Raw genomic sequence first — 25,207 nt, 5'->3', positions numbered from 1 at the left:
CCCTGAGAGAAACACTGCGGCAAGGTGAGAGAAATAGGGAGGCCCCGTGGACATCACGGTGCTGGAGGTCGCCCCGCGCGACGGCTTGCAGAACGAATCGGCAATGGTCGCGACCCGGGACAAGATCGAACTGATCGAACGCTCGATCGCGGCCGGACTGCGGCGCGTCGAGGCGGTCAGCTTCGTGAATCCGCGCGCGGTGCCGCAAATGGCCGACGCCGAAGCGGTCATGGCCGGTGTTCCGCGACTCGCGGGAGTGTCCTATGCGGGTCTGGTCTTCAATGATCGCGGTCTGGACCGGGCGCTCGCCGCAGGTGTGGACGAGATCAATGTGGTTGTGGTCGCGACGGATACGTTCAGCCGACGGAATCAGGGCTGCGGGACCGCCGAGGGAGTGCGGCGCTGGCGTGGGCTGGCGCGGCGGGCCGCCGAGTCCGGGCTGGCGCGCACCGTCACCATTGCCGCCGCCTTCGGCTGCCCGTTCGAGGGTGAAGTAGCCGAATCGACTGTGCTGGAGCTGATTCGACAGGTCGCCGACGACGGTCCGGAGGAAATCGCGCTGGCCGACACCATCGGCGTCGGCACCCCCGATCGGGTCCGCGCCCTGGTGTCCGCGACCGCCACCCTGGCTCCGGAGGCGGTGGTGCGCTGCCACTTCCACAACACCCGCAATACCGGCTACGCCAACGCGTTCGCCGCGCTGGAGGCGGGTGCCCGCGTGCTCGACGCGAGCACTGGCGGGATCGGCGGCTGCCCCTTCGCGCCCGCCGCCACCGGCAATATCGCCACCGAGGACCTGCTCTATTCGCTCGACCGCATGGGCTACGCCACGGGTGTGCGAATGGAAGCGGTCAGCGCCACCGGGCAATGGTTGGAAACGGTACTCGGCAAACCTGTTCCCGCGCTCCTGGGCCGGGCCGGGGCATTCCCCGACCCGGCCGTTCGACTCGAACCTCAGGACAGCGTTTAGGTCGTGCCCGCCGACTCAGTCCTCGTGGTAACCGCAGGACGGCGTTGCGAGGTGGTTGAGCGGCAGCGTGGGGTATGCAAGGGTTCGAACAACGTGTGCAGATTCTCCAGTTCGGCAGTCGTGTAGATGATTTCGGCGAGCGCGTCAGCGCGCTTCGCGGACAACGTCCCGGCAGCGTTGAGGCGGAATTTCAGTGCCAGCTCCGTGGCCGACAGCGGGTTCCCGGGACCGCCGCGATTGACCTCCACGCGTTCGGTGAGTGTGCGTCCGTCCCGTAGTTCCGCGGTGAGCACGGCGGGAAACTGATGGGGGAAGATCTCGTCGCAGCGGGTATCGGGTACGCATTCGACCGTGGCGGCCAAGGCAAGTCGCCGAGGGTCGCGCGCGGCGGCATCGGTGAAGTCCTCGTGGAAGAGGCCGAGCCCGCCGCCGCCGATCAGCGCCGCCGCCACCGTGTACGGGCCGGAAAACGCGGCATTGTAACCGGATTCGGGTCTCCGCTTCGCTTCCACGGGTTCGCCGATGGTCCGAAGAACCGGTGTGGGCGCGCCGAGGGTCAGCTTCACTACGTCCTCGGCCGTGACGCCCCGGGCGCGTAAGCGCAGCGCCGCGTCTATCCCCGCATGGGTGAAGTGATTGCACGGATACGGTTTGAAGAACACCCCCGGCAGCTCCCACTCGACGCCGAGACCATCCACAATCCGCTCCGGCACGGCCAGGTCCCCGCAAAACGCCTGGAGCAGACCGAATCTGCCCTCGAACACGGTGGGTGGCCCGGTCAAGCCATGACGCGCCAACTCCGCCGCCGTCACCGCCGCATGCGCCGCCCAGCCGCAGTGCACCCGCTTCACCGTCCCGCCGGTCCGATTGGCTTCCAGCAAGCCCGATCCCATGCTGGCCGCAATGCCCAACGCGTGCCCGATGCGGGGCGCATCCAGTCCCGCAAGCATTCCCGCCGCCGCCGCACCACCGAGGGCCCCGCAAATCGCGGTGGCATGCAGCCCCCGCTCGAAGAACACCGAATTCCCAAGCTTCGCGTCATACCCGGCCATCCCGACCCGCACCGCGATCTCCACCCCCACGGCAATGGCATCCAACAGCGCCGCACCATTCGCCCCCACCGCCTCGGCGACCGCGAGCGCGGCGGGCACCACAGTCGCCGACGGATGTAGCACAGACGGCAGATGCGTGTCATCAAAATCCGAGGCATGTGCCAGAGTCCCGCCCAACAGTGCCGCGCTCGCCGCGGGATACCGCCCAGGCAGACCGATCGCGGTGGCCATCGGCCGCCCACCCCATTCACTCACCACCGACCGCACCGCCGCAGCGGCCGCCGACGGCTGCGCCGCGAGACTGTTACCGAGCACATCGAGCAACCGTCGCGCAGCGTCGTCGCGCAGTGCGACCCCAACCCCGCGCTGCCGCGCGTCGTCCGCGAAATCCGCAAGTCGATGCACGATCGTGGGCTCGCTCACCGCCGCACCGCCGCGAGTGGGCGCACCGGCGATCCCGTGCCGCCGACGATCCGTAGTGGGGCGAGCATGAACGCGAACTCGTTGATCTGTTCGGCCGCAATGGCTTCCAAGTCCAGGTGCTCCATGATGTAGATGCCGGATTCGACCAGTAGCACTCGGTGCACGGGGAGGATGCTGTGGCCCGCGCCCGGGGCCAGGCATTCATAGGCGGTGGTGTCCGCGCCGGTGGCTGTGATGCCCTGGGCCGCTAGCCAGCGGGCGGCGGCGGTGCCCACGCCGGGGACGCCGGTGCTCGTGCCCAGGTACGCCGGAGTGTTCTCGTATAAGCGTGCCCAGCCGGTGCGGATCAGTGCTACATCGCCGGGGTGGAGATGTACCGCTGCCGCCTCGGCTGCCCGCTCGAGATCCTCGGTGGTGATTTCGTATCCGCCGGGCAAGGTTTCGGTGGCGTGTAGGCGGGCGATGTCGAGAAGTACTGCGCGGCAGAGGAAACCGGGTAGGTGTTCGGCTCCATGGGCCGCGAATGCGCCTCCGCGCTGGGCTTGGGCGGCGTCGATGCCGCCGTGCAACTTTCCTTTGTGGCTGACGTGGCTCAGCGCGTCGATGTGGGTGCCCACGTGCCCGCCGGTGATGATGATCTCGCTGGCCGCCGAACCGCCGTCCGGGCGCACCATGTCGCCGTGGCGGCGGGCCAAGGTCATTCGGAAGCCGGGATGGTTGGGGGAGCAGGGCATTCCGGTGTAGTACGGCCGCCCGAGTTCGATCAGTCGGACACCGCCGCGGACCAATTCGACCAAGGGATCCGTTGTCACAGAACCACTCCCGCTGCGCGTAGCTCGGCCAGTTGCGTGGCATCGACGCCGTATTTGCTCAGGACTTCGGCGGTGTGCGCGCCCAGGGGCGGACCGGTCCAGCGGATGCGGCCGGGGGTCGCGGAGAGCCGGAACAGGATGTTCTGCATGCGTATCGGTCCCAATTCGTCGTCGTGGAGTTCGGCGATGGTGCCCAGTGCCTGGAATTGTGGGTCGGCGAGCACATCGGCAGCGGTGTAGATCGGTGCGACCGCGGCTTGCGCCTGTTCGAATTCGCGCAGCACCTGGTCGGCGTCGCGGTCGGCGATCCAAGCGCCGACCGCCGCATCGAGTTCGTCTGCGTGCTGGGCTCTTTCGGCTCCCGAGGCGAACCACGGCTGCGCGGTCAGGTCCGCGCGTCCGACCAGGCGGAGCAGTCGATCGGCCACCGACTGGGTGCTGGTGGATACGGCCACCCAGCGATCGTCGGCGGTGCGGTAGATATTGCGGGGCGCGTTATTGCTGGAGCGGTTGCCCATGCGCGGCTGTAGTTCACCGAGTTGGTCGTAGGCGAGGAGCTGTGGTCCGAGCAGGGTGAGAATCGGTTCGATAATGGCCATGTCGATCTGCTGACCTGTGCCGTCCGCGTCACGAGCTCGCAGGGCGGTCATGATGGCGAAAGCCGTTGTCAGCGCGGCGATTCCATCGGCGAGGCCGAAAGGTGGCAGAGTGGGTGGCCCGTCGGGTTCGCCGGTGACGGCCGCGAATCCGCTCATGGCTTCGGCGAGGGTTCCGAATCCGGGCCGATGCGCGTACGGGCCGATCTGCCCGAAACCGGTCACCCGCGCCAGCACCAGGCCCGGATTGATCTCACGGAGTTCGGAATATCCGAGGCCCCAGCGTTCCAGGGTGCCGGGACGGAAGTTCTCGATCACCACATCGGCCTCGGCCACCATGCGCCGGAAGATCTCCTGACCCTGCGGTGCGCCCAGGTACAGCGTGACCGACTTCTTGCCGCGTCCGAGCATCTTCCACCACAGGCCTACCCCATCGCGTTGTGCGCCGTGGGTTCGCGAGGGATCACCCTTGGGATGTTCGATCTTCACCACCTCCGCGCCGAAGTCGGCCAGCAGTGTCGCCGCCAGCGGCCCGGCGAACAGGGTCGCCACATCCAGCACCCGGATTCCCGACAGTGGTCCGTCCATTGCGTGCTCCTCCCTGCCACTCGCAATGTTTCGCACAAGGAAACATGAAACTTGCTGAGCCGCATTGACTGTCAGCGCATACTACTGCCATGATCGCGGCATTGGTAAAGTTGTTTCGCACAGAGAAACTGGAGCAAGCCATGGCGGCGACCGACCTGCTGATCCGGAACGCCCGCGTGGTGCGGCCCGGCAGAAACTCGTCCGATGATCCGGAACCGGTCGATATCGCCGTCGCCGACGGGGTCATCACCCGGATCGGACCGAATGTGGCCGCGGCGGGGGCGAATCGGGTGATCGATGCCGACGGGCGGCTCGCCTTCCCCGGCGTGATCGACGCCCATCAGCACTGGGGCATCTATCGAGAACTGTCCGCCGACACCGAAACCGAGAGCCGCGCCTGCGCCCAGGGCGGCGTCACCACCTCGCTGACCTACCTGCGCACCGGCCGCTACTACCTCAACAAGGGCGGTGCCTACCGGGACTTCGTGCCCGAGGCGCTGGACCGCATGGCGGGTCGCGCCTTCGTCGATCACGGCCTGCACCTTGCCCCGATGACCGCCGAACACATTGCCGAGATCCCGTCGCTGATCAAGGATTTCGGCGTCACCTCGTTCAAGATATTCATGTTCTACGGCGGCCACGGCCTGCACGGCCGCTCCGACGACCAAGCCGACTTCCTGATGATCGGCCCGGACGAGCGCTACGATCTGGCGCATTTCGAATTCGTCATGCGCGCCATCCAGCGGGCCCGGCAGCAACTCGGCGATCGCCTCTCGCTGTCACTGCACTGCGAGACCGCCGAGATCATGGCCGCCTACACCGCGCTCGTCGAACGCGAAGGCACCCTCACCGGGCTGCGGGCCTACAGTGCCTCGCGCCCACCGCATTCCGAGGGGCTGGCCATCACCATGGCCTCGTACCTGGCGCACGAGACCGGACTGGCCAATATCAACCTGCTGCACCTGTCCTCGGCCAAAGCCATCGATGCCGCGCTCACCATGGCGAAAGCGTTCCCGCACGTGGACTTTCGCCGCGAGGTGACCATCGGCCATCTGCTCGCCGACGTGGACACCGCACACGGCCTCGGCGGCAAGGTGAACCCGCCGCTGCGCGAACGCGCCGACGTCGAAGCGCTGTGGCGGCACCTGCTTGCCGGTGAAATCGACTGGGTGGTCAGCGATCACGCCTGTTGCCGCGACGAACAAAAATTCGGCGCCGACCGCGACGACGTGTTCGCCGCCAAATCCGGCTTCGGCGGCGCGGAATACCTGCTGCCCGGCCTGGTGGGGGAGGGCCTGAAACGCGGCCTGCCGCTATCCCGCATCGCCGAACTCACCGCGCGAAACCCCGCGCAACGCTACGGCTTGACCGGCAAGGGTGACATCGCCCCCGGCTTCGACGCCGACATCGTGCTGGTCGACCCGGACGCCCGCTGGATCGTCCGCGCCGCGGACTCGGAATCCGCCCAGGAATACACACCGTTCGAAGGCTTCGAGATGAACGCGCGCGTCACCGATGTGTTCCTGCGCGGTCACCACATCTGCGCAGACGGACACGTCCAGGGCGACCCCCGCGGCCGATACCTGCACCGCACTCCGGCCTGAACCTCACTGCCGCAACGTATCTCGCAATGCTAGCCGCGCCTTCACAACGTGCTGTTTCGTATCAACTGTTGCCGGTGCCGGGACTGTAGTTCGAACAGTTCGGCGTCGGAGTGGTGGGACCAGTCGCCCTTGGGGGCGAACTTGGGGCGTAAGGCGCGAATCTGGTCCGCGCACCAGAGCACTTCCGCCTCGAGCGCACGGGGATTCGAGCAGCCGGGCCATAGCGGTGACACGGTGATCGAATGGATTTGCCGCCGGTTTCCGGTCATGGATACGGCGGCCTTGTCGTATTGCGTGGCAGCTCCGCGGATCAGATATTCACCCTCTGATTGGAGGTCGTCCTGCACCCGGCAGTATTTGTTCCAGGTGCAGGTCTCCAGCAGCATGATCGCCTGTTCCCGGGCGGACAGGGGCCAGCCGGGAGCGGAGATGTTCGCGGCGGAGTGTCGTCCGTGGCGTTCGTTCAGAGCCTCGGAGTACGCCTCGAAAAGCTCGCGGCCGACCTCTTTGGGCGGTACCCGATCGCGCCAGCCGGACCTGAATTCCACGCTGGTCGGCAGCCTGCCGCCATCCAATGTCATGGCGATCGACGGAACATCGTCCGCCGATGGAAACGGAACGACATTCAGCGCTCGAACCGGTTCGGCGGGTGGGGCCGCCGTCACCGCGAAACGCGGTTCCTGTTGCAGCGGCGTCGAATTCACATTCACCGTGATCGACACCGCGACGGTGACCGTCGGCTTCCGATCGTCATAGTCGTCGACGTATCTGATCCCCATGACGAATCCAAACTCTGCGCAGCCGCTTGTCGGCGCACCGTATCAGATCTCGAAGCGAAGGACCGGAGTCTCAGCCTTGGCGATGACCTCAGGACTGAGGTGCGCGAGCCCATGCGCGGACTGTGGGCGGGACGTACAGCCATTGCTGTTCGTCTTCCAGTTCGGCTTGCGCAGCGGCAATTACCTCGGGTGAGACACCGTGTGGGATCAAGGCGTCGTGCGCCTGTACCCAGGTCAGGTTCCACATGCGCGCCATCGACGAACCTCCGCGAAACATCGGGATCTCCGCCTCCGCTCGGACGTCGACGAGCCCGAGAGTCTCCAACCGTGCGGGTAAGTTCCGGGCCCATGATTGGCTCGCGCCCGCATTCTCGGTCGAACGCGCAAACGCACGCCAGACTTCACCGAACGCTCCCGGCATTTCATTGTGCACACCGAGCCCATCACCCTCCTCGAGCACGAGGACGCCGCCCGGCGCCAGCGCCCGGACCAATCGCTCCAAAACGGCTTCCCTGTCAGCAATATGAAGCAGCACGAATCGGGTATGAACGAAATCGAATGCGCGCTCAGGGATCTCGTCAACAACAAGATCCATCTGGGCGACTTCACCACCAAGCCCGGGCAAGTCGCCAAGATGGCGCGAATCAGCATCCACCGCGAGCACTCGCCCACCGGGCAGCGCGGCACCGCAGAGCCACCGCGCGAACGATCCGCCGCCAGCTCCGGCCTCCAAGCACCGCCATCCCGCACTCACCCCCACCCGCTCCGCGAGCGCGATACTCCCCGGGTCGTAAGCCGCGCCAAGCAAGGCGAGGCGTTCGGCTGCGAAATCCCATTCATTAGGCAGCGTGTAATACGGATTGCCCGACGAGGAAGTTGGTGACGACCAGCTCATGCCACGACACTAGGCCGTGCACCGGGCGCGGGTCGGATTGCCAACCGAATACGCTCGGCCCCATGATCATCTGGTTGAACGGAACCTTCGGAGCCGGTAAAACCACCACGGCGAAAGAATTGACGGCGCTACTGCCCGGATCGCGCGTGTTCGACACCGAGGAAGTCGGAATCATGCTCCGCCATGTCCTGTCCACCGAGGTCGTTCGGGACTTCCAGGACTGGCAACCCTGGCGCGGGCTCGTCGTGGCCGCGGCAAAACAGATCCTCGATTACGTCGGCGGAACCCTGGTCATCCCCCAAGCGGTTCTTGTGCACCAATACTGGCGAGAGATCCGCACTGGACTCGAAACCGCTGGCATTCCACTACAGCATTTCGTCCTTCACGCCGAACACGATGAGCTGCTCCGCCGCATCGAAACCGACCCCGTGATTCCGAACTCCTCATGGCGTCTCGAGCACCTCGACGACTACGACGAGGCCCGCTCCTGGCACCGCCGAGAGGCCCACATCATCGACACCACCGACCTGCGACCCCAACAGGTCGCCATGCGCATCGCAGCAGATGCCACACGGGTGTGACAACATTGCTGTCGTTGTGGAGCAATTCCACCGAGTCGTCCTGAATATCGGTGCTGGGTAGGGCATCACCCCTTCCCCGTGGATCTCGAGCATCGGAATGGCTTGTGGATCAGGCCTCGTCAGTTCGAGCAGGCGGCAGGTCTCGCAGCGGTGGCAACGCACGCCGGGCGTAGGTCTCCTCTGGGGTTACGGTGATCACGTCGAGCCGCTGCACCAGCGTTCCCGGAATTTCCCCGCCTGTGAAGTGCTCAGGGCTCGGGACTATAACGGCCTCCGCATCCAGGCGGGTTGCCTGCGCCTTCAGGCGAGCCAATGGTGGCCGTCCGAACTTGGGGTCATAGACCACCATGTCGGTGAAGTCATACCCGAGACGTGTTGCGAGCTTGCGAATCTGGGTCTGGTCCCACAGCAATGCGGCTCCGGATACGTCGACTCGTTGATATCCGATACACGTTGGCTTCCAACACATTAAAGTCCCTCCGTCCTCGTGCCCGTCGAGTGCGATGTGTCCGTGAATCTCGAGATAGAACCCGGGGCAGTCCTCCAAGTCGTCTCCGGTGCCCTGGAGTTCCAGCACGCCACCGGGGAACTGGAACAGCCGCGTACGCGCCGCGGCCCTTGATTGGTCTGGTTCATCGGTCACGTCTGCCCCCTGTTGGTCGCTTGCGAGGCAGACCGGGCAGATCGACTGCACGGTCCCCGAACGCCATGAACCGACGTTAGAAGTGTCCAGCCACCAAGACCACACCTATGCCGAACTATGCCGAAATTGGCCTGATCCCATGTCGGGCGGCACATCAGAGCGGGACAATCAGGACGCGCAAGCATAGTTGCGCGTAGGTCAACTAGGGAGTGTCATCATGTTGTTGAAATTCCTGGGTAAGGGTGGATCAGGCGACGGGGAATGCCCATCGCTGTACGCAACCGAGACCAGTACCTACGTCGTGGTGGGCTGGAAGACGGACACGTCGGGGACAGTGGAGATTCCGCACCTGCTGTTGGGATTCGCTGAGCCGGACACGTTCATCGGTGCCACCATGAGCGACACCGGCCGGGGAACATTCCTCGTGTCCGGCCGACCGATCACCGATCTCGAGACGGTGCTCCGGCTGGACATGGAGCCCCACGAGACGGCTGTTGAAGTGCCCAAGGCGGAGAGGACTTTCTACGGTGTTACTGCGGCAGCCTAGCCCGTGGCCTGAACTATTCAGGGAGGCCCAACAGGAGGCATTCCATCTGGAAGTGAGGGACACTTACGCCGTGCCTGCAGAGTCAGAACCGTTGCGACGGTTCCTGAATGGTGAACCGCCGGTACCCGAGTATGACAAGCGGCCCTGGACAAAACTTGTTCAGGAGACCGTGAACCGTGGGGTACGCATCACTCGCGTACGGGTTGTCACTGAGCCGCACAGCGACTATCAGCGTTGGTTGCTGTCGATCACCGCGAGCAACATCGAGGCCGGAGAGGACATCCGCTATCTGCCTCGGCATCTCGCTGGGGAAGTGCCGCCTGATGACTGGTGGCTCTTCGATGACACGACCGTGGGTTTCAACCTGGTGGACAACGACGGGAAGCCCGCTGGTGCGGCAATCACTACGGATCCGGGCATCGCCGCTTACTGCCGAAGTGTGAAGGAAAAGCTTTGGCAATCAGCGGTTCCGTTCGACGAATACGCCGGTGAATTCTGACCGGTGACAGATTCGGTACAACAACAGCGCGAAGCTCTCGGGGAACGTCTCCGAGGGCTTCGCCAGTCTGCCGGTCTCAGCGGCAGTGAGCTTGCCCGTCGGGCAGGCTGGCACCAAACACGGGTGCCCAAGATCGAGTACGGCAAGACCAGGCCGTCGATTGTCGATATTCAGATGTGGTGCAAGCTCACCGGGGCCGAGGGTGAGATACAGGACCTGATCGCATCGCTGCGGAACATCGAGACCGCGTACCGCGAGTGGCGTCGGACGCTGAGCGGTGGGACGAAACAGAAGCAACACGAGATCCTTCGCTTGATGCAGCAGTCCACGGTTATGCGCGCGTATCAGCCGTCGCTGATACCCGGATTGCTCCAAACCGCCGAATACGCTTCGGCGATCCTGCGGAGGTCTATCAAGTTCCACGGGATACCCGATGATTTGGATGAGGGTGTAGCCAAGCGCCTCGAACGGCAACAGATTCTGTACAAGGGCGAGCGCAGGTTCCATCTGCTGATGGGTGAGCAGGCGTTGTACAACAACGTCGGCGGCGACTCGGTGATGAGAGGGCAGTTGGACAGGTTACTTGCGGCAATGGGTTTGCCGCGTGTCACCTTCGGGATTGTTCCTTTAGGGGCCGAGCTGCCGATGCAGTTGACGAACTTCGTCATGTTCGATGAGCGACGGGTGACCGTCGAGGGCATAACCGCTGAGCTGACGATCACCCAGCCTCGAGAGATCAAGGTGTATCACCGGACGTTCGATGTCCTGGTTGATCGGTCGGTGACCGGTGAGGAGGCAAGGGCGTTGATACGCGAGGCGGTGAACAGGAGCAGCGAGCGGCGCCAGAGATCGACCCAGCAATACCTAGCGAAAAATCAGGCCCGCGAATCCTGACATACTGGGCGATTCGATCAACTCGGGAGGCAGTGACCGTGGGCCGACACGTGGTATTCGTGGTGTTCGACGGCATGAAGATGCTCGACGCGGCCGGGCCTGCGGAGGTGTTCGCGGAGGCGGGGGTGTTCGGGGGCGAGTATTCGGTCAGTTATGTTTCGCCGCTCGGGAAGCCTGTTCTCACCTCGGTGGGGATTCGGCTTCCGGTGGATGGTGCGGCCGGGGACGTGCCGGACCCGGACACCGTCGTCGTGTGCGGGGGTGATGTGCTTGTCAGCGGCCCGGTTCCGGACGAATTGATCGCGGCGGTCAAGGATCTCGCGGGGCGGACGCGTCGGCTCGTGTCGATCTGCACCGGCTCGTTCGTTCTTGCCGCCGCCGGAGTGCTGTCGGGTCACCGCGCCACCACGCATTGGCGGCATGCGCGATTGCTGGCGGGCAGGTACCCGGATATTGACGTGGTGCCCGACGCACTGTTTGTCGAGGATGCGGGCGTGTTCACGTCGGCAGGCGTTTCGGCCGGTATCGATCTTGCTCTCGCACTCGTCGAGCAGGACCACGGCCGCGATCTCGCACGCGAGGTGGCCCGCAATCTGGTGATGTTCATGCAGCGACCCGGCGGTCAATCCCAGTTCTCCGCGCCTCTCGAGGTCCGGCCGCCGAGTACGCCCACAATCCGGACTGTTGTCGACCTGATCTCGGCCGAGCCCGCCCTCGATCACAGCACGCGTGTACTGGCCGCCCGGGTGGGAGTCAGCCCCCGCCACCTGGCCAGACTGTTCGCCACCGAATTGGACACCACGCCAGCGAAATTCGTCGAACAGGTGCGACTGGATCACGCCAAGGCGTTGCTGGACGCGGGCCACGGCGTGGCGGAGACCGCCCGCCGCGCGGGATTCGGAAGCTCCGAAACCATGCGCCGCACCTTCGTGGCTCGCCTCGGCATCTCCCCGAGCCAATACCGGGCTCGGTTCGGAACCACGGATCGCTCGGTGTCCGAATCTGTGGGGTAGTGGTCAGTCTGCGCGGTGGGCTGCGGCCCGGCCGCCCGAGAGAGTGGAAGCACAGATTCACTGCGCGACCATGGAGGCCCCGATGCCCGAAATCATTGCCGGAATAACAGTTCCCGACACCGAACTCGTACGAGAGGCGACGGCGCTCGTCCGGAATGCCGCCGACGATACGCTTTTCGATCATTCCCGCCGAGTATTTCTCTGGGGAGCCTTGAAGGCGGCAGCCCGCGGCCTCGAGGTCGATCTCGAACTCGCCTACGTCGGCGGGCTATTCCACGACCTCGGCCTGACCCCCGCCTATGCCACGAAAAATCGGCGATTCGAACTCGACGGCGCCGAGGCCGCGCGAACCTTCCTGCTCGAACACGGTCGCTCCGAAGAAGATGCGCGCGCCGTATGGCTGGCCATCGCCCTGCACACCACCCCGGAGGTGCCCCTCCACCTCGCCCCGGAGGTCGCCGTCGTCACCCTCGGCGTGGAGACCGACGTCCTAGGCCTGGACCTCGACGAGATTACCGACCAACAACGCGCCGAGGTCGTAATGACCCATCCCAGACCAGATTTCAAGAATCGCATCCTGCATGCGTTCCATCAAGGTATGGCCAACCGCCCCGACACCACGTTCGGCACCATGAACGACGATGTCCTGGCCCACTTCGACCCGACCTTCGTCCGCAAGGACTTTGTCGAGATCATCCAAAACAACCCCTGGCCCGAGTAATTCCAGTCCCAACCCACACCGATTGCCGCTACTGTCGCGCCCCGCCTGGGGCCGCGATGGCGCGTATGAATTGCCGGGGACCGATGGTGATGATCTCGGGTGTGTGCACGTGGATCAGAATGTCTTGATGTTCCAGTTGGAACTCGTTGGCGGCGAGTATGTTTCGGACCCAGTCGCTGCCCTGGCCGTAGTTGAGTGGGATTGTGAGTTCGTCCCCATGTCGGGTGATTGCGACAGGGGTGCGGTAACGGCGGCCGGATCTTCTGCCGTAATGGATTACATTCCCGTAGCCCTCGATGTGGGCGGCCCGAGCGCGGAAGAGGGGGTTGGTGATTCGGCGGTTGACTCGGGCCAGGGTGCGCATTGGAGCCCAGCGCACCAGCGCCGTCCAGACTGCATCGCCGAACGTCGCCATAGGGCATGGTATCTCGGACGGCGTGGGTTGAATGGCCGAAGCCCAGAACGGCGGACCGAACTGGGCTTCGACGCTTCAGGGGTTACTTTTTCTGGATGTTTTCGAAGTCGAACAATCCGGCCCAGGTGACCTGCGCCTTGACCCTGTCCGATCGGGCCGAGGCGGCGTTGTATTCCAGGACCGGGATGTCGGCCATGTCGTTGAGTAGCAGGGTCTGAGCCTGGGCTAGGAGGGTCCAGGCCTGGTCGGTGGTGGGGGCGGCCAGGGCGGCTTTGAGGAGGCGGTCGAATTCGGGGTTGGCGTAGTCGACGTCATTGGTTTCCGAACCGGACAGGAACTGAGAGGTGAGGAATTCGAACATCGACGGGTAGTCGCCCTGCCAGGCGTAGCGGAAGGCCTTGCCTATGGTGCGGTGGGTTACCTCATCGCGCATATTCTTGAAGGTCGGGTAGGGGGCGGGTTCGGCGGAGATGCCCAGGGTGTTCTTGACGCTGTTGGAGATGGCCTCGATGACCGCCTGATGGCCGCCGTCGGAGTTGTAGGCGATCTGTAGCCCGCCCGACCAGGGGGACATGGCATCGGCTTGGGCCCACAGCTTCTTGGCTTCGTCGGGGTTGTAGGTCAGCCATTGCACGCCGGGCAGGTCGCCGCGGAAGCCGGGCAGGGTGGAGGCGGTGAAGTCGCGGGCGGGCAGGCGCGCGCCGTGGAAGATATTGGCGCAGATCTGTTCCCGGTTGATCGACATGGAGATGGCCTTGCGGCGCAGCACGCCCTCGGGTCCGCCGAAGTGCGGCAGATCCTTCGGGAAACCGATGTGCAGGTTCTGTGCGGTGGGGTGGTCGATGGCGCGGTCGCCGAGTTCGCTCTTGTAGAGGCCGAGCGAGCCGTCGGGGACGGTGTCGAGGGCGTCGAGATTACCGGCGAGCAGATCGGCGTAGGCGGTCTCGAAGGTCTGGTACATCATGAATCGCAGCCCATTGTTCTTCGCGGGCCGCCCGCCGTGATAGCCGGAGTTCGGCTTCATCTCGATCTTGACATTGTGTTCCCAGGCGGTCAGCTGGTACGGGCCATTGCCGACCGGATGCTCGCCGAACGCCTTGATGTCCTTGTAGGCCACGTCGGGCAGCGGATAGAACGGCGAGAAGCCCAGTGACAGTTCGAAATCCATCGACGGCTGGGTGAGGTCGACGGTGAACGTACGATCGTCGACGACCTTCAGCCCGCTCAGGGTCTGTGCCTTCGGCGGAGCCGAGGACACCTCGTCGTACCCGGCGATCGGAGAGAACACCCAGCTGCTCAGCTGCCCATTGGTGCCCAGCGCCCCGTAATTCCACGCGTCGACGAACGACTTCGCCGTCACCGCCGTCCCATCGGTGAAGGTCCAGTCCGGTTTGATCGTGATCTTGTAGTGCTGCCGATCCGGCGACTCGATCGACTGTGCGAGCTCGTTGTACGACTTCCCGTCGACGTCGTAATACTTCAGCCCCGCGAACAGCCGGTCGACGACCCGCCCACCCTGATTCTCATTGGTATTGCTCGGTACCAGCGGATTCTGCGGTTCACCGGCGTTCACGACGATGTAATCGTCTCCTCCTCCATCACTGGAGGAGGAACAACCCGCGAGCGCGGGCCCGGCGGCCAGCAGGGCCGCAAAGCACAAGGCAGTGAGCGTCTGTCTTCTCATGATCTCTCCCGAATCCGACGGTTCGGCAGAGCGTAGCGGGAAATTCTTCTCCCCCAGCAAGTTTGACACAAGAATTTAAAGAGAGAGAAGTGATTTCGGATCGAAAGGTCGTGTCGTGGGCTGGACCGACAGTGTTGGAAGGACTGCCCCTGGGCCGGTGACGAATCGTTAGAAGGCGGCGGCCACGGGGGCGTGGGCGCGGGTGGCTAGCCACCGGCGATGCCGCAATGCATCCCGCTCCTCCCGCGCCCGGATCCGCGACCGAGCCTGGGTGATCAACTCTTTGGAGTGGTGGCGGAGGTTCACCCGGGGTATCCCTGTCGGGTTGATATGGGTGGGCGCGATCCATCCGGTGCGGCCTGGGAAGTCGGAATCCCCGCCCAGTTTCACGGTCCGCCAGCCGCCGGGGCCATCGCTGACCAGGGCGTGGCAGTGATCGCAAGCGAGAGTGAGGTTTTCGATGTCGGTGGTGCCGCCCTCGGCCCACTCGGTGATGTGATGCACGGCGGCGAGGGTGGCGGGGGCATTGCAGCCGGGGCGGGTGCATCCGCGCTCGGCGGCGATGAGTGCGAGGCGTTGTGCCGCGTTGGCGAGGCGCTTCCCGCGTCCCAAATGCAGCGGCATACCTTGGTGATCGAACAGCGCCAGCACCGGGAGTGCTTTCTCCGCCAGCTTCAACGCTTCCGGAATGGACACCGTGCCACCCGAAGCCGTGGTGACCACCCCGGCGGCCTGATCCAGTTCGGCCACACTCATCGTGAAGATCGCCGACACCGGCAGACCGCGATGGCTGCCCAAGTTGTCGGGGCCCATCTCCGGGCGCAGGAAGGCTTGCAGTGCATCGTGATTACGCTGCGCCACCGACCGATTGTCCCGCGCGGCGGCCTCCTCGACCTGCTCGCGCGTCACCGAATCATCAGCGGTCCACGGACTCTGCGGATCGTCGGGGTTGCACATGCCCGGGCGCGCCAGCTTGGCCAGCACCGGATCGAGCAACGCCCGCAACATCGGGGTGATCTCGCCCTTGATAGGGGACATGCCATCCGCACGCTGGCGACCGAGCACCACACCGCGCATCCGCGCGCGATCGGTGTCGTCGGTGAGCGTCCCGTCCGGATCCAAATGCGCGATGATGCGCTCACCCGCCTTGGGCAGATCATCCGGGGTCGCCGAGCGTGCGAGTTCGACCAGGATCTGCTCGGCCGCCTCCCGATCCTCGCGCGACACGCCATTCGGGATCCGGTCGGTGATCTTCGCGATGACGCGCGCGTGATCAGCGGAGATCTCCCCGGCGGCTTGGGCTTTCGCCGTGTGCGCCAGCACCGCATCCAACGCCTGTCCACCGACGTCGTGCCAGGTGCCGAGCTGCTTGGCGGCCTTCACCCGCGCCACCGCATCCGCGTGCGAGAGCAGCAGCGTTTCCTCGAGGTACCGCACCGGGCTTCCCGCGCCCACGCGTTGCGGGATCGAGCGCTCACACACCTCGACGAGCAAGCGATGCCCGAGCGCGGCCAACCGGCGTGTGCTGGTTTCGATCTCACGCAGCAACGCGGCGATCCCAGACTCCGGCACGGCCGTCAGCGAGGCTTCGAACAGGGCGTCCACCGCGTCGGCCAGCTGACCGGCCTCCGGTGTGGTGAACGCTTCCTCATTCGAACTCATGTGCTAATTGTACCGCGAATGATCAACGCAGAGAAGGGAATATCGCATCTGAACTGCGGCTATTCAGACAACCTCATCGTTCGCAATTGGCCGGTTCATTCAGGGCCTGAAATCGTGGTGATCGGCGCCGCATACTGAGATGCATGACCGCGAAGACTTACAGTGTCAGCGCCCTCAGTCATGAGATACCGACAGAGTTGCAGCGCCTGCGGTTGCTCGAAGAGTATCTGGAGCCGGTGACGACCGCCGCACTCGAGCGCACCGGCGTCGAATCCCACTGGCGATGTCTGGATGTCGGCGCTGGTGCGGGAGCGGTCGCGCGGTGGCTCGCTGGGCGCTGCGTGGACGGCCACGTGATCGCGGCGGATATCGACACGAGGTTCCTGACTCCCGAGCGGAACCTCGAGGTGTGCGAATTCGACGCGCGGACAGGTGAATTCGCGCCGCAATCGTTTGAACTGATCCATACGCGGGCATTACTGATGCATCTGCCCGAGAGGGCGGGGCTGGTGGCCCGGTGCCTGTCCTGGCTCGCTCCGGGTGGCTGGCTGGTGGCCACCGATCCCTCGGGATTCACCGCGTCGTCCTCGCCCTATCCGCACTGGCGAGTGCTGATGAATGCGTTCTGGGAGCTCATGGCCGCTCACGGCGGTGATCCGCTATGGGGTCGGCAGGGGCTCGCCCGCACGGTCGCCGAGGCCGGGTTCGCCGATGTCGGGATGTCGATCGATGCGACCATCGTCGGCGCCGGTGGCCCGGCGGACAGCTTCTGGCGTCTGTTCTTCGCCCAGGTCGGTCCGCACATGGTCGAACTCGGGCTCCTCGCTGCCGAGGATCTGGCCGCGGGTGTCGCCCTCCTCGACGAACCCACATTCTTTGATAGCCCCGATGCTTTCGTCACCGTGTGGGGTCGACGCCCGCTCTGAGCCTGCGCTCCTTCCCGCTCCTCCGCCGCGTCGAAGGTGTGGCGTGGTGCACCGATGTGCTTGTGGCAGAACAGGTTCCAGTTCTGCGTGATGTCTTCCAGAAGAATCAAGGCGATTCTAACTGTCGTGCTGCCGCGTCCAACTGCGGTACTTCTATACCCGTTCGAAATCCGGTCGAACGATGCTGCCGGTGTCCTTCGCCGATATGCAGGGCTGTCGGGCGAATTGCGACGTGCGTGTATTGGGTGTAGGGGAGTGAATTTGACTGTTCAGCAGGAATCAGGCGAAGTCGCGTCCTCGACGGTAGGGCGCCGGGCCGTTGTCGTTACCGCGTGTAGTGCGGTGGTCGTCGCGCAAATGGCGACCACTATTTATCTTCCGAGCATGCCCGCGCTGGGCGCCGATATCGGTGCGAGTGACCGGACATTGCAGCTGTCCGTTGCCGTATTCGTCGTGTTCGCCGCGCTGCCGGTTGTCGCGTGGGGGCGGGCGGCCGAGCGGTTCGGGCGGGTGCCTGCCTTTGTCGCGGCCGGGGTGTGTTTCATCCTAGCCAGCGCGGGTCTGTCGCTGATCACGAATGCGCCGGAGTTGCTGAGCCTGCGGGTTGTGCAGGCCATCGGTGCGGGCGGTATCGCCGTTGTCGGACGGATGATGGTCAAGGACCTGTTCACGGGTGCCGAACTCGCGCGCCAGCTTTCCCTGTTGTCGATGGCGTTCGTCGTGGCGCTCGGCGGCGGGCAGGTGCTCGGTGGCGTGATTACTTCGACGGTCGGGTGGCGCTACGGGTTCGCCGTGCTGGCCGTGCTGGCCGCGGTGCCGGTGTTCTTCGCGCTGCGCCTGTCGCTCCCGCGGCCTACCTCGAATTCGACGGGCAAGGGCATCGCGCGCCGGCTGATCCGAGACCGCATCTTCATGACCAGTGCGGTCGCCGGTGGGATCGGGTTCGCCGTCATCGTGATGATCCAGCAGAAGTCCGCGTTCATCTTCTCCGACCGATTCGCCTTGCCGCCGTGGCTGTTCGGCCTGTTCGGCGTCTTGTATGGCGCGGCGTACCTGGCGGGTGCGACCTATGTGCGGCGGGCGGTTCGGCGCGTGGGAGCGCGCACCATGATTCGTCAGGGTGCCTGGATCATGCTCGCCGGATGCGCGCTCATCACCGTGGTCTGGGCGCTGGATCTGCCTCGGGCGATCGCGCTTCCTATCTTTCTCGCAGGTTATGTCACAACGACTTTCGGGCAGGCGACCCTGTTCCCGAACAGTGCGGCGCACGCGGTCAGCCACCTGGTCTCCGGTGCCGCCATCGCGGTCTCCTGGTGCGCGCTGATCCAGCAGGGCCTGGCGGGGGTCGCCTCCTTCGCTGGGCCCGCACTCACCGGCCTGGTCGGCTGGTCGATCGCGATTACAGCGCTCGCGGCCGTGAACGTACTCATCGCGCGGACGCCGGAAGGACCCGCAACCAAGCCCGAATCGACAGATTGACGCGCACCGCTGATAAAGGAATAGAGGGTATGGTCACTCATCAATTCGCTAATATCCGCAAACAGTTGCAGTTCAGCAACTCCTTCTGGGATGACAGTGCCGCGCACGGACTGGTCGATATCGTCGCCACGGATATGCGCGACGGGCACGTCCACGGCCGTGACGGTCGCACGATCGTCAATTTCTCTTCGTACTCGTATCTCGGTCTGGACAGCGATCCACGGATCATCGCGGGGGCGCACCGCGGGCTCGACGAAACCGCGACGGTCAATTCGTCCATCTCCCGCATGCGCATTCGGCTCTCGCTCCTGGATGAGGCCGAGCAGCGCCTGACGGACACGTTCGGCGCGCAGGCCGTCACCGTATCGTCCTGTGCCGCGGCGGCATGGGCGACCTTGCCGCTGCTCGCCTCCGGGGAGCTCACCGGCGGACACGCGCCGCTGGTCGTCTTCGACAAGAACGCGCACTTCTGCCTGAATGCGATGAAACCGCTGGTCGCGGACGAGACCGAGCTGACAACGATCGAACACAATGACATCGCGGCGCTGGAGGAGTTGTGCCGCAAGCATTCTCACGTCGCCTACGTGGCCGACGGCGTGTACAGCACGGGCGGGGGAGCGCCCTTGGCCGAGCTGTTCCGGCTCCAGGACGAGTATGGGCTGTTCCTGTATTTCGATGAGGCGCACGGTATTTCGACGCTCGGGCAGCGGGGTCGCGGATACGTTCTGGGCGCGCACGAAGGCTGGCGGGATCGGACGCTGGTAATCGCCTCGCTCAATAAGGGTTTCGGGGCCAGTGGCGGCGTCATCTTCTTCGGGGCCGCCGGAGACGATTCGCTCAGGAATACGCTGCTGCGCACGAGCGGGCCATTGATGTGGTCGCAGCGGATCAATACGGCCGGGCTCGGCGCGGTCATCGCGTCCTGCGATCTGCACGATGACGGCACGGTCGATCGACTACAGATCGCACTCCAGGAGCGGATTCGCCTGTTCGACTCCCTCGTCGATACCGAACTCGCCGGTGACGGGTTTCCCATCCGCTTCGTGAGCATCGGCCAGGAGGACGCCACCATCGCCGTGGCGCGGGACATGCTGAACGCGGGCTTCTACACCTCGCCCATCTTCTTCCCGATCATCCGTCGCGGCAGCGCGGGCCTGCGCCTGATGCTGCGGGCCGACCTCGAGCCCGACACCATTCGCCGATTCGCCGACACGGTGAACGCGAGCCTCGCCGCGCACCAGGACCGAGCGGAGTTGCCCGCATGACCGTCACCGTGGAGCGCAATACCGGATTCGAAGCGCAACGCACCCTGCTTCGCGATCACACCGCCGATATCGTGGCACCGCGACGACGGCCGGGTGACGCCAAACTCCCTGTGCGCGAACGTGTGAACCGAATCCTCGATCCCGGCACACCATTCCTGGAGATCGGTCGGCTGGCCGCACACGGCGTGTACGACACCGATTTGCCCGCGGCCGCGCTCATTGTCGGAATCGGCACTATTCACGGCCGACCGGTCATGGTGTTCGCGAATGACCCGCACGTCAAAGGTGGGACCTTCTACCCGCTCACCGTCAAGAAGCATCTGCGCGGGCAGAAACTGGCCCGCGAATACCGTTTGCCCTGCGTCTATCTCGCGGATTCGGGCGGCATCTATCTTCCATTGCAGGAGGAGATATTCCCCGATGAAGAGCATCTGGGGAAGATGTTCCGCAATATCGCGGAAATGTCGGCGCTGGGGCTGCCCCAGATCTCCGCAGTGCTCGGAATCTGCACCGCGGGTGGCGCGTACATCCCCGCGATGAGCGACGAAACCGTCATGGTGAAGGACCTCAGCACCGTCTTCCTCGGCGGACCGCAATTGGTCGAGGCCGCCACCGGCATCAAGGTCGACGCGCAGACCCTGGGCGGCGCGGACCTGCATGTACGGGAAACCGCCGTGGCCGATCACCTGGCGATGAACGAGGCCGAAGCGCTGGCCATGGTCCGGGATATCGTCGCCCGCACGCCCGGAGATTCGGTGCGCCCGCCCGCGTTCGCGGCCCTCGAACCGGCCGACGATCCGGCGCTGCTGCCGAGTTTGATACCGGCCACCACCAAGAAGGAGATGGACGTCCGCGCGATTCTGCGCTGTGTCGTCGATGCCTCGTCGTGGGTCGAGTACCGCCGTGATTACGGCATCACGATCGTGTGCGCGACCGCCCGGATCGCCGGATATGAGGTGGGAATCGTCGCGAATCAGGGCGTGATCTTCCCCGACAGCGCCCTCAAGGCGACGAACTTCATTCAGATCTGCAACCAGCGCCGCATTCCACTTCTGTTCGTACACAACGTGAGTGGCTTCATGGTCGGCGAGCAATACGAGCGCGAGGGCATCGCGAAGCACGGCGCGAAAATGGTGAACGCCGTCTCCTGCGCCACCGTGCCCAAGATTTCGCTGGTCATCGGCGGAAGCTTCGGAGCGGCCAATTTCGCCATGTCCGGGCGGTCGATGGGCGGCCAGTTCATGGCCATGTGGCCGAACGCCCGCTCCACCGGGGTCGGTGGCGAGCAGGCCGCCTCGGTCATGGCGATCCTGCGGCGGGACCGGTTGCGTCGCGAGGGCAAGGAGCTCAGCGCCGAGGAGGAAGCGGCGATCAAACAGCCGATCATCGACAGCTTCGAACGGCAATCGCATCCGGCCTATATCGCCGCGCGCATGTGGGTCGATGCGGTCGTCGAGCCCGAGGACACGCGGACCTGGCTCGCGCAGTGCCTGTCGCTGGCGCATGAACGATGGGATCGGCCGCAGTCAGCCGCGGGCACGTTCGGGGTGTTCCGGCTGTGATCTCGACGCTGCTCATCGCGAATCGAGGTGAGGTCGCCGCGCGTATTGCCCGCACGTGCGACCGCCTCGGCATCGACTACGTGACCGTGAGTGTCGATGAGGACCGCGAGCTGACCTATCACGAGGGTGCGGTGGCGACGGTGCGATTGCCCGCCGCGAGCAGTCACCTCGATGCCGCCGCGCTGGTGCGTGCGGCCACCGAAACCGGTTGCGACGCAGTGCATCCGGGCTACGGATTCCTCTCCGAGAACGCGGGCTTCGCACGTGCTGTCCGGTCTGCCGGACTGGTTTTCGTGGGCCCGAGCTCCCGGGTGATCGAGACCATGGCCGATAAGGCATCGGCCCTGCGCGTCATGGCCGACGCGGGTGTTCCGGTACTGCCCGGCACCCGGGAGGCGACCGACGATCTCGATGCCCTGATCCGCGCGGCCGACGATATCGGGTACCCCCTGATCGTCAAACCGGCCGGTGGCGGCGGTGGTAAGGGCATGTCGGTCGTTCGCTCCCGCGACGGCCTGCGGGAGGCGCTGGCCTCGGCGAGCCGGACCGCGACGGCCGCCTTCGCCGATGGCCGCCTGCATCTGGAACGCTATGTCGAGCACGCGCGCCATATCGAAATCCAGGTATTCGGTGATGAATTCGGCCATGCCGTGCACCTGTTCGATCGCGACTGCTCGTTACAGCGACGACACCAGAAGGTGATCGAGGAAGCACCTGCCCCGCGGATTCCCGATGCCGTCCGCCGGAAGATATTCGACGCCGCGGTGCGCGGCACGAAGGCGCTGAATTATGTCGGCGCGGGCACTTTCGAGTTCCTGTTGGTCGGTGACGAGTTCTTCTTCATCGAGATGAATACGCGTCTTCAGGTCGAGCACACCGTTACGGAGGAGATCACCGGCGTCGACCTGGTGGACTGGCAGTTGCGCGTCGCGTCGGGAGAGCCACTGCCCGCCGTGCAGGAGGAGATCGGATACACAGGTGCCTCGGTGCAGGTTCGCGTGTATGCCGAGGACCCGTTCCGGTCCTTCCTGCCGTGCCCGGGGGAACTCACGGTGACCCACTGGCCGGACGTCCGCATCGAGCGAGCGTTCACTCAAAGCCTCCATGTCACCGGCGGATTCGACCCCATGATCGCCAAACTCGTCGCAACCGGCGCCACGCGGGCCGAGGCTCTCGCCGCCGCCCGCAATGCCTGCGCCGAGCTGCGATGGACCGGCATTTCGACGAATCTTGGCTTTGCCGCACACGTTCTCGCGTCGCCGGTTGTCGCGGCGGCCGAGCACGACACCGCTTATCTGGACCGGATCGACCCAGCGGTGGAATTCGCGGATCCAGATCTGTTGAGCGCCTTCGCAGTTGCGGCCGTACTGACCGCACCCGACCGCGCGACCCCGTGGTCGGCGGGTGCGCCGATCGGTGATCGCGCATGGCTCGACCCTGCCGATCACGATCTCGGCAGTATCGATCTCTCGGTCGACGGCCGCCCGTTCACCATTCGCGTCAATGGCTACGACGGCGAGGCGGTTCTGGTCCGAGCCGACCCGGCGGACCCTGGGGCGGTCTGCGTGCGAACCACCGACGAGACGATCGAGGTGGACTCCACACCCTGCACGGTCCGACGCCAGGGTGAGGCGTGGATCTGCCAGGTGGCCGGTGTCTCGAGGGAGGTCCGGTACGCGGAGTACCGCTCGTTCGGCAGCAGCGCCGCGGGCCCCGAGATCCGTTCTCCCATGCCCGGCACCATCGTTCGACTCCATGTCGAATCCGGCGCGCACGTCGAGAAGGGCCAACTGCTCGGCGTGGTCGAGGCCATGAAAATGGAGCACGAGCTCACCGCGACCCATCCGGGAATCGTCACGGTGAGCGCGGTCGAGGGCGCGGTCGTCACCACTGATCAACCAATTTTTCTCATCGAGGATAGGAGCGCCGCGCGGTGATGCGGAAACGGCGACTGGCAATGGCCCTCATGGCGGGGGCGCTACTGCTGACCGCGTGCGGTGGCACCGACACCACGGCACGCGAATCGGCACAGCCGACCAGCGGGGGATCGCTGACCTGGGGCGTGGAAACGGAGCCGACCACGCTGAATCCGCACCTCAATGGTCAAGGCAAGACGAGACTGTTGCTGCGCAACACCTTCGAGTCTCTGCTGTCGCGGACCGAGGACGGTAAGTATGTGCCGTGGCTGGCCTCGGGCTACGAGGTGTCCCCGGACGCGCTGACCTACACCTTCACCCTGCGTGAGGGAGTGCGATTCACCGACGGCGTGCCGTTGACCGCGAACGCGGTGGCCCGGAACTTCACCACGCTCCAGGACACGACGTATACCGGCGGTTGGTCGGCTTGGCGCATTTCCAGTCTCGCCACCGTGACGGCGCGGGACGAGCGAACCGTGGTCTTCACGCTGAAGAACGTGTACGCGCCCTTTCTCGACTTCGCCTCCTCGCAGGAGATTCTGTCTCCGGCCGCCTTCGATTCGCCGCAGTTGAAGGCCGGTGGCCCGGAGATCGCGGGCACGGGGCCGTTCATTCTGGACCGCTATGTCAAGGGTCAGGAAATCCACTTCCGGAAGAATCCGGAATACAACTGGGCCCCACAGAATGCGAAGCATCAGGGTCCCGCGTACCTGGATGAGGTCACCTACCGATTCCTGCCCGAGTCGTCCGTGCGCACCGGCGCGCTGACCTCCGGACAGGTCGACGTCATCGAAGGAATCTCCGGAAATGACGCCGGATTGTTCCAGGACAACGGCGAATTCACCTATCAGCACGCACCGGATGCGGGCAGCCCTTACGCCCTGTACTTGAACTCCACCTATGGTCCGGCCGCCGAGGAGAAGGTGCGCAAGGCACTGATCAATTCCGTCGATGTCGATGCGGTGCTGAAGTCGATCTACCGCGGCCAGCGCACTCGCGCATGGGGCATCGTCTCGTCCGCCGATTCGGAGTTCTACGACAGGAGCATCGAGCGCTCCTACGGCGGCGATACGAAGGCCGCGAACCGGTTGCTCGATGAGGCGGGCTGGACTGCGCGTGATGACAAGGGATTTCGCACCAAGGACGGGCACCGTTTGACCATCGATGTGGTCCAGGCGCAGTCCACTCTCCGGGATCAGCGCGATGTGCTCTTGCAGGCGATCCAGGCCCAGGCCAAACAGAATGCCGGAATCGATCTCGAGATTTCCCTGGTCGATGCGGGCACCTATGCCGAGCGCCGCAAGAGCGGGACCTTCGGATCGATCGCCAATAATGACACCATCACCGGCGGCATTGATATCGAAAACCATTGGTACCCGGCGGATTCGGGTGGAACGCTGAACTACAGCCGCGCATCGGATCCCGAACTGACTCGATGGCTCACCGCTGCCGCCACGACCGTCGATACCGGTGCGCGCGCCGGACAGTATTCGCAATTGCAGCGATATGTGCTCTCCGACAAGGCTTATGCGTTTCCGCTGTACGAACCCGAGGACCAGATCGCTGCCGCCGCGCGGGTGCACGGTGCGGGATTCCGTCCCTTCAAACAGTTCCCGGAGAGCGCCTACGACGTCTGGGTCGATCGTGGATAGCACGCTCGGCTCGGGTGCGCCGAGGAAAC

At 64.8% G+C, this 25,207-nt stretch carries 23 protein-coding genes; 14 read left to right on the top strand and 9 right to left on the bottom strand.

What is annotated here, in order from left to right; genetic code table 11:
• Positions 1-46 precede the first annotated feature (46 nt).
• Positions 47-970, top strand: a complete 924-nt coding sequence (locus AB0N05_RS35045) for a hydroxymethylglutaryl-CoA lyase (protein ID WP_364702240.1) — start codon at positions 47-49, stop codon at positions 968-970.
• Here AB0N05_RS35045 and AB0N05_RS35040 read toward each other — a convergent pair.
• The 3 genes from AB0N05_RS35040 to AB0N05_RS35030 are packed head-to-tail and all read right to left on the bottom strand — an operon-like array spanning position 967 to position 4,441.
• Positions 967-2,445, bottom strand: coding sequence for an MmgE/PrpD family protein (locus AB0N05_RS35040; protein ID WP_364702237.1), 1,479 nt, complete (start codon positions 2,443-2,445; stop codon positions 967-969). The genes AB0N05_RS35045 and AB0N05_RS35040 overlap by 4 nt on opposite strands.
• Positions 2,442-3,257: a cyclase family protein gene (locus AB0N05_RS35035; protein ID WP_364702235.1), complete on the bottom strand. Its 816-nt coding sequence runs from the start codon at positions 3,255-3,257 to the stop codon at positions 2,442-2,444. Before AB0N05_RS35035 ends, AB0N05_RS35040 begins: the two co-directional genes overlap by 4 nt.
• Positions 3,254-4,441 (bottom strand): CoA transferase, encoded by a 1,188-nt coding sequence (locus AB0N05_RS35030; protein WP_364702233.1) that lies wholly within the window; start codon positions 4,439-4,441, stop codon positions 3,254-3,256. The genes AB0N05_RS35035 and AB0N05_RS35030 overlap by 4 nt, the downstream gene beginning before the upstream one ends.
• A gap of 140 nt (positions 4,442-4,581) precedes the next feature.
• Between AB0N05_RS35030 and AB0N05_RS35025 the strand changes: the two genes are divergently transcribed.
• The gene (locus tag AB0N05_RS35025; RefSeq protein WP_364702231.1) at positions 4,582-6,045 is read left to right on the top strand and encodes a dihydroorotase family protein; all 1,464 of its coding nucleotides are present in this window, start codon (positions 4,582-4,584) and stop codon (positions 6,043-6,045) included.
• Positions 6,046-6,086: 41 nt separating this feature from the next.
• On the opposite strand, the gene AB0N05_RS35020 is transcribed toward AB0N05_RS35025, so the two are convergent.
• Both AB0N05_RS35020 and AB0N05_RS35015 read right to left on the bottom strand, forming a co-directional pair.
• Positions 6,087-6,824, bottom strand: coding sequence for a hypothetical protein (locus tag AB0N05_RS35020; RefSeq protein ID WP_364702229.1), 738 nt, complete (start codon positions 6,822-6,824; stop codon positions 6,087-6,089).
• 88 nt (positions 6,825-6,912) lie between these two features.
• Positions 6,913-7,719: a methyltransferase gene (locus tag AB0N05_RS35015; RefSeq protein WP_364702226.1), complete on the bottom strand. Its 807-nt coding sequence runs from the start codon at positions 7,717-7,719 to the stop codon at positions 6,913-6,915.
• A gap of 62 nt (positions 7,720-7,781) precedes the next feature.
• Between AB0N05_RS35015 and AB0N05_RS35010 the strand changes: the two genes are divergently transcribed.
• Positions 7,782-8,300: an AAA family ATPase gene (locus tag AB0N05_RS35010; protein ID WP_364702223.1), complete on the top strand. Its 519-nt coding sequence runs from the start codon at positions 7,782-7,784 to the stop codon at positions 8,298-8,300.
• A 109-nt stretch (positions 8,301-8,409) separates the two neighbouring features.
• Here the strand turns inward: AB0N05_RS35010 and AB0N05_RS35005 are convergent, their stop codons facing one another.
• Positions 8,410-8,943, bottom strand: coding sequence for a hypothetical protein (locus AB0N05_RS35005; RefSeq protein ID WP_364702220.1), 534 nt, complete (start codon positions 8,941-8,943; stop codon positions 8,410-8,412).
• 217 nt (positions 8,944-9,160) lie between these two features.
• Between AB0N05_RS35005 and AB0N05_RS35000 the strand changes: the two genes are divergently transcribed.
• From AB0N05_RS35000 to AB0N05_RS34980, 5 genes are all read left to right on the top strand, one after another.
• Positions 9,161-9,490, top strand: a complete 330-nt coding sequence (locus AB0N05_RS35000; protein WP_364702218.1) for a hypothetical protein — start codon at positions 9,161-9,163, stop codon at positions 9,488-9,490.
• Positions 9,471-9,989 (top strand): DUF6879 family protein, encoded by a 519-nt coding sequence (locus tag AB0N05_RS34995; RefSeq protein WP_364702215.1) that lies wholly within the window; start codon positions 9,471-9,473, stop codon positions 9,987-9,989. Before AB0N05_RS35000 ends, AB0N05_RS34995 begins: the two co-directional genes overlap by 20 nt.
• 3 nt (positions 9,990-9,992) lie before the next feature.
• On the top strand, positions 9,993-10,883 hold the full coding sequence (locus AB0N05_RS34990) for a helix-turn-helix transcriptional regulator (RefSeq protein ID WP_364702212.1): 891 nt from the start codon (positions 9,993-9,995) through the stop codon (positions 10,881-10,883).
• Between the two features lie 38 nt (positions 10,884-10,921).
• Positions 10,922-11,896: a GlxA family transcriptional regulator gene (locus AB0N05_RS34985; RefSeq protein WP_364702208.1), complete on the top strand. Its 975-nt coding sequence runs from the start codon at positions 10,922-10,924 to the stop codon at positions 11,894-11,896.
• 82 nt (positions 11,897-11,978) lie between these two features.
• Positions 11,979-12,617, top strand: a complete 639-nt coding sequence (locus AB0N05_RS34980) for an HD domain-containing protein (RefSeq protein WP_364702206.1) — start codon at positions 11,979-11,981, stop codon at positions 12,615-12,617.
• Positions 12,618-12,645: 28 nt separating this feature from the next.
• Here AB0N05_RS34980 and AB0N05_RS34975 read toward each other — a convergent pair whose 3' ends face one another.
• The 3 genes from AB0N05_RS34975 to AB0N05_RS34965 form a co-directional block, all read right to left on the bottom strand.
• Entirely contained in the window at positions 12,646-13,032 is a 387-nt protein-coding gene (locus tag AB0N05_RS34975; protein ID WP_364702203.1) for a nitroreductase/quinone reductase family protein, read from the bottom strand.
• 82 nt (positions 13,033-13,114) lie between these two features.
• Positions 13,115-14,716, bottom strand: coding sequence for an ABC transporter substrate-binding protein (locus AB0N05_RS34970; RefSeq protein ID WP_364702200.1), 1,602 nt, complete (start codon positions 14,714-14,716; stop codon positions 13,115-13,117).
• A 168-nt stretch (positions 14,717-14,884) separates the two neighbouring features.
• On the bottom strand, positions 14,885-16,378 hold the full coding sequence (locus AB0N05_RS34965; RefSeq protein ID WP_364702197.1) for a DUF222 domain-containing protein: 1,494 nt from the start codon (positions 16,376-16,378) through the stop codon (positions 14,885-14,887).
• A gap of 143 nt (positions 16,379-16,521) precedes the next feature.
• On the opposite strand from AB0N05_RS34965, the gene AB0N05_RS34960 reads away from it, so the two are divergent.
• Genes AB0N05_RS34960 through AB0N05_RS34935 form a run of 6 tightly spaced genes read left to right on the top strand, consistent with a single transcriptional unit; the run spans position 16,522 to position 25,178 of the window.
• On the top strand, positions 16,522-17,304 hold the full coding sequence (locus tag AB0N05_RS34960) for a methyltransferase domain-containing protein (protein ID WP_364702194.1): 783 nt from the start codon (positions 16,522-16,524) through the stop codon (positions 17,302-17,304).
• Between the two features lie 54 nt (positions 17,305-17,358).
• Positions 17,359-18,783 (top strand): MFS transporter, encoded by a 1,425-nt coding sequence (locus AB0N05_RS34955; protein WP_364702192.1) that lies wholly within the window; start codon positions 17,359-17,361, stop codon positions 18,781-18,783.
• Positions 18,784-18,812: 29 nt separating this feature from the next.
• Positions 18,813-20,048, top strand: coding sequence for an aminotransferase class I/II-fold pyridoxal phosphate-dependent enzyme (locus AB0N05_RS34950; RefSeq protein ID WP_364702189.1), 1,236 nt, complete (start codon positions 18,813-18,815; stop codon positions 20,046-20,048).
• Positions 20,045-21,610 carry a carboxyl transferase domain-containing protein gene (locus AB0N05_RS34945; RefSeq protein WP_364702186.1) on the top strand — a complete coding sequence of 522 codons (1,566 nt, stop codon included), beginning with the start codon at positions 20,045-20,047 and terminating at the stop codon, positions 21,608-21,610. The genes AB0N05_RS34950 and AB0N05_RS34945 overlap by 4 nt, the downstream gene beginning before the upstream one ends.
• Positions 21,607-23,547, top strand: a complete 1,941-nt coding sequence (locus tag AB0N05_RS34940) for a biotin carboxylase N-terminal domain-containing protein (protein WP_364702184.1) — start codon at positions 21,607-21,609, stop codon at positions 23,545-23,547. Before AB0N05_RS34945 ends, AB0N05_RS34940 begins: the two co-directional genes overlap by 4 nt.
• Complete coding sequence (locus AB0N05_RS34935) at positions 23,547-25,178, top strand: ABC transporter substrate-binding protein (protein ID WP_364702181.1); 1,632 nt, start codon at positions 23,547-23,549, stop codon at positions 25,176-25,178. The genes AB0N05_RS34940 and AB0N05_RS34935 overlap by 1 nt, the downstream gene beginning before the upstream one ends.
• Positions 25,179-25,207: the final 29 nt, after the last annotated feature.

The organism is Nocardia sp. NPDC051030 (assembly GCF_040683015.1).
In the GTDB taxonomy this organism is placed as follows: Bacteria; Actinomycetota; Actinomycetes; order Mycobacteriales; family Mycobacteriaceae; genus Nocardia.
The sequence above is the reverse complement of the archived record's forward strand: the minus strand, read 5'-3'. Positions and strand labels throughout refer to the sequence as shown.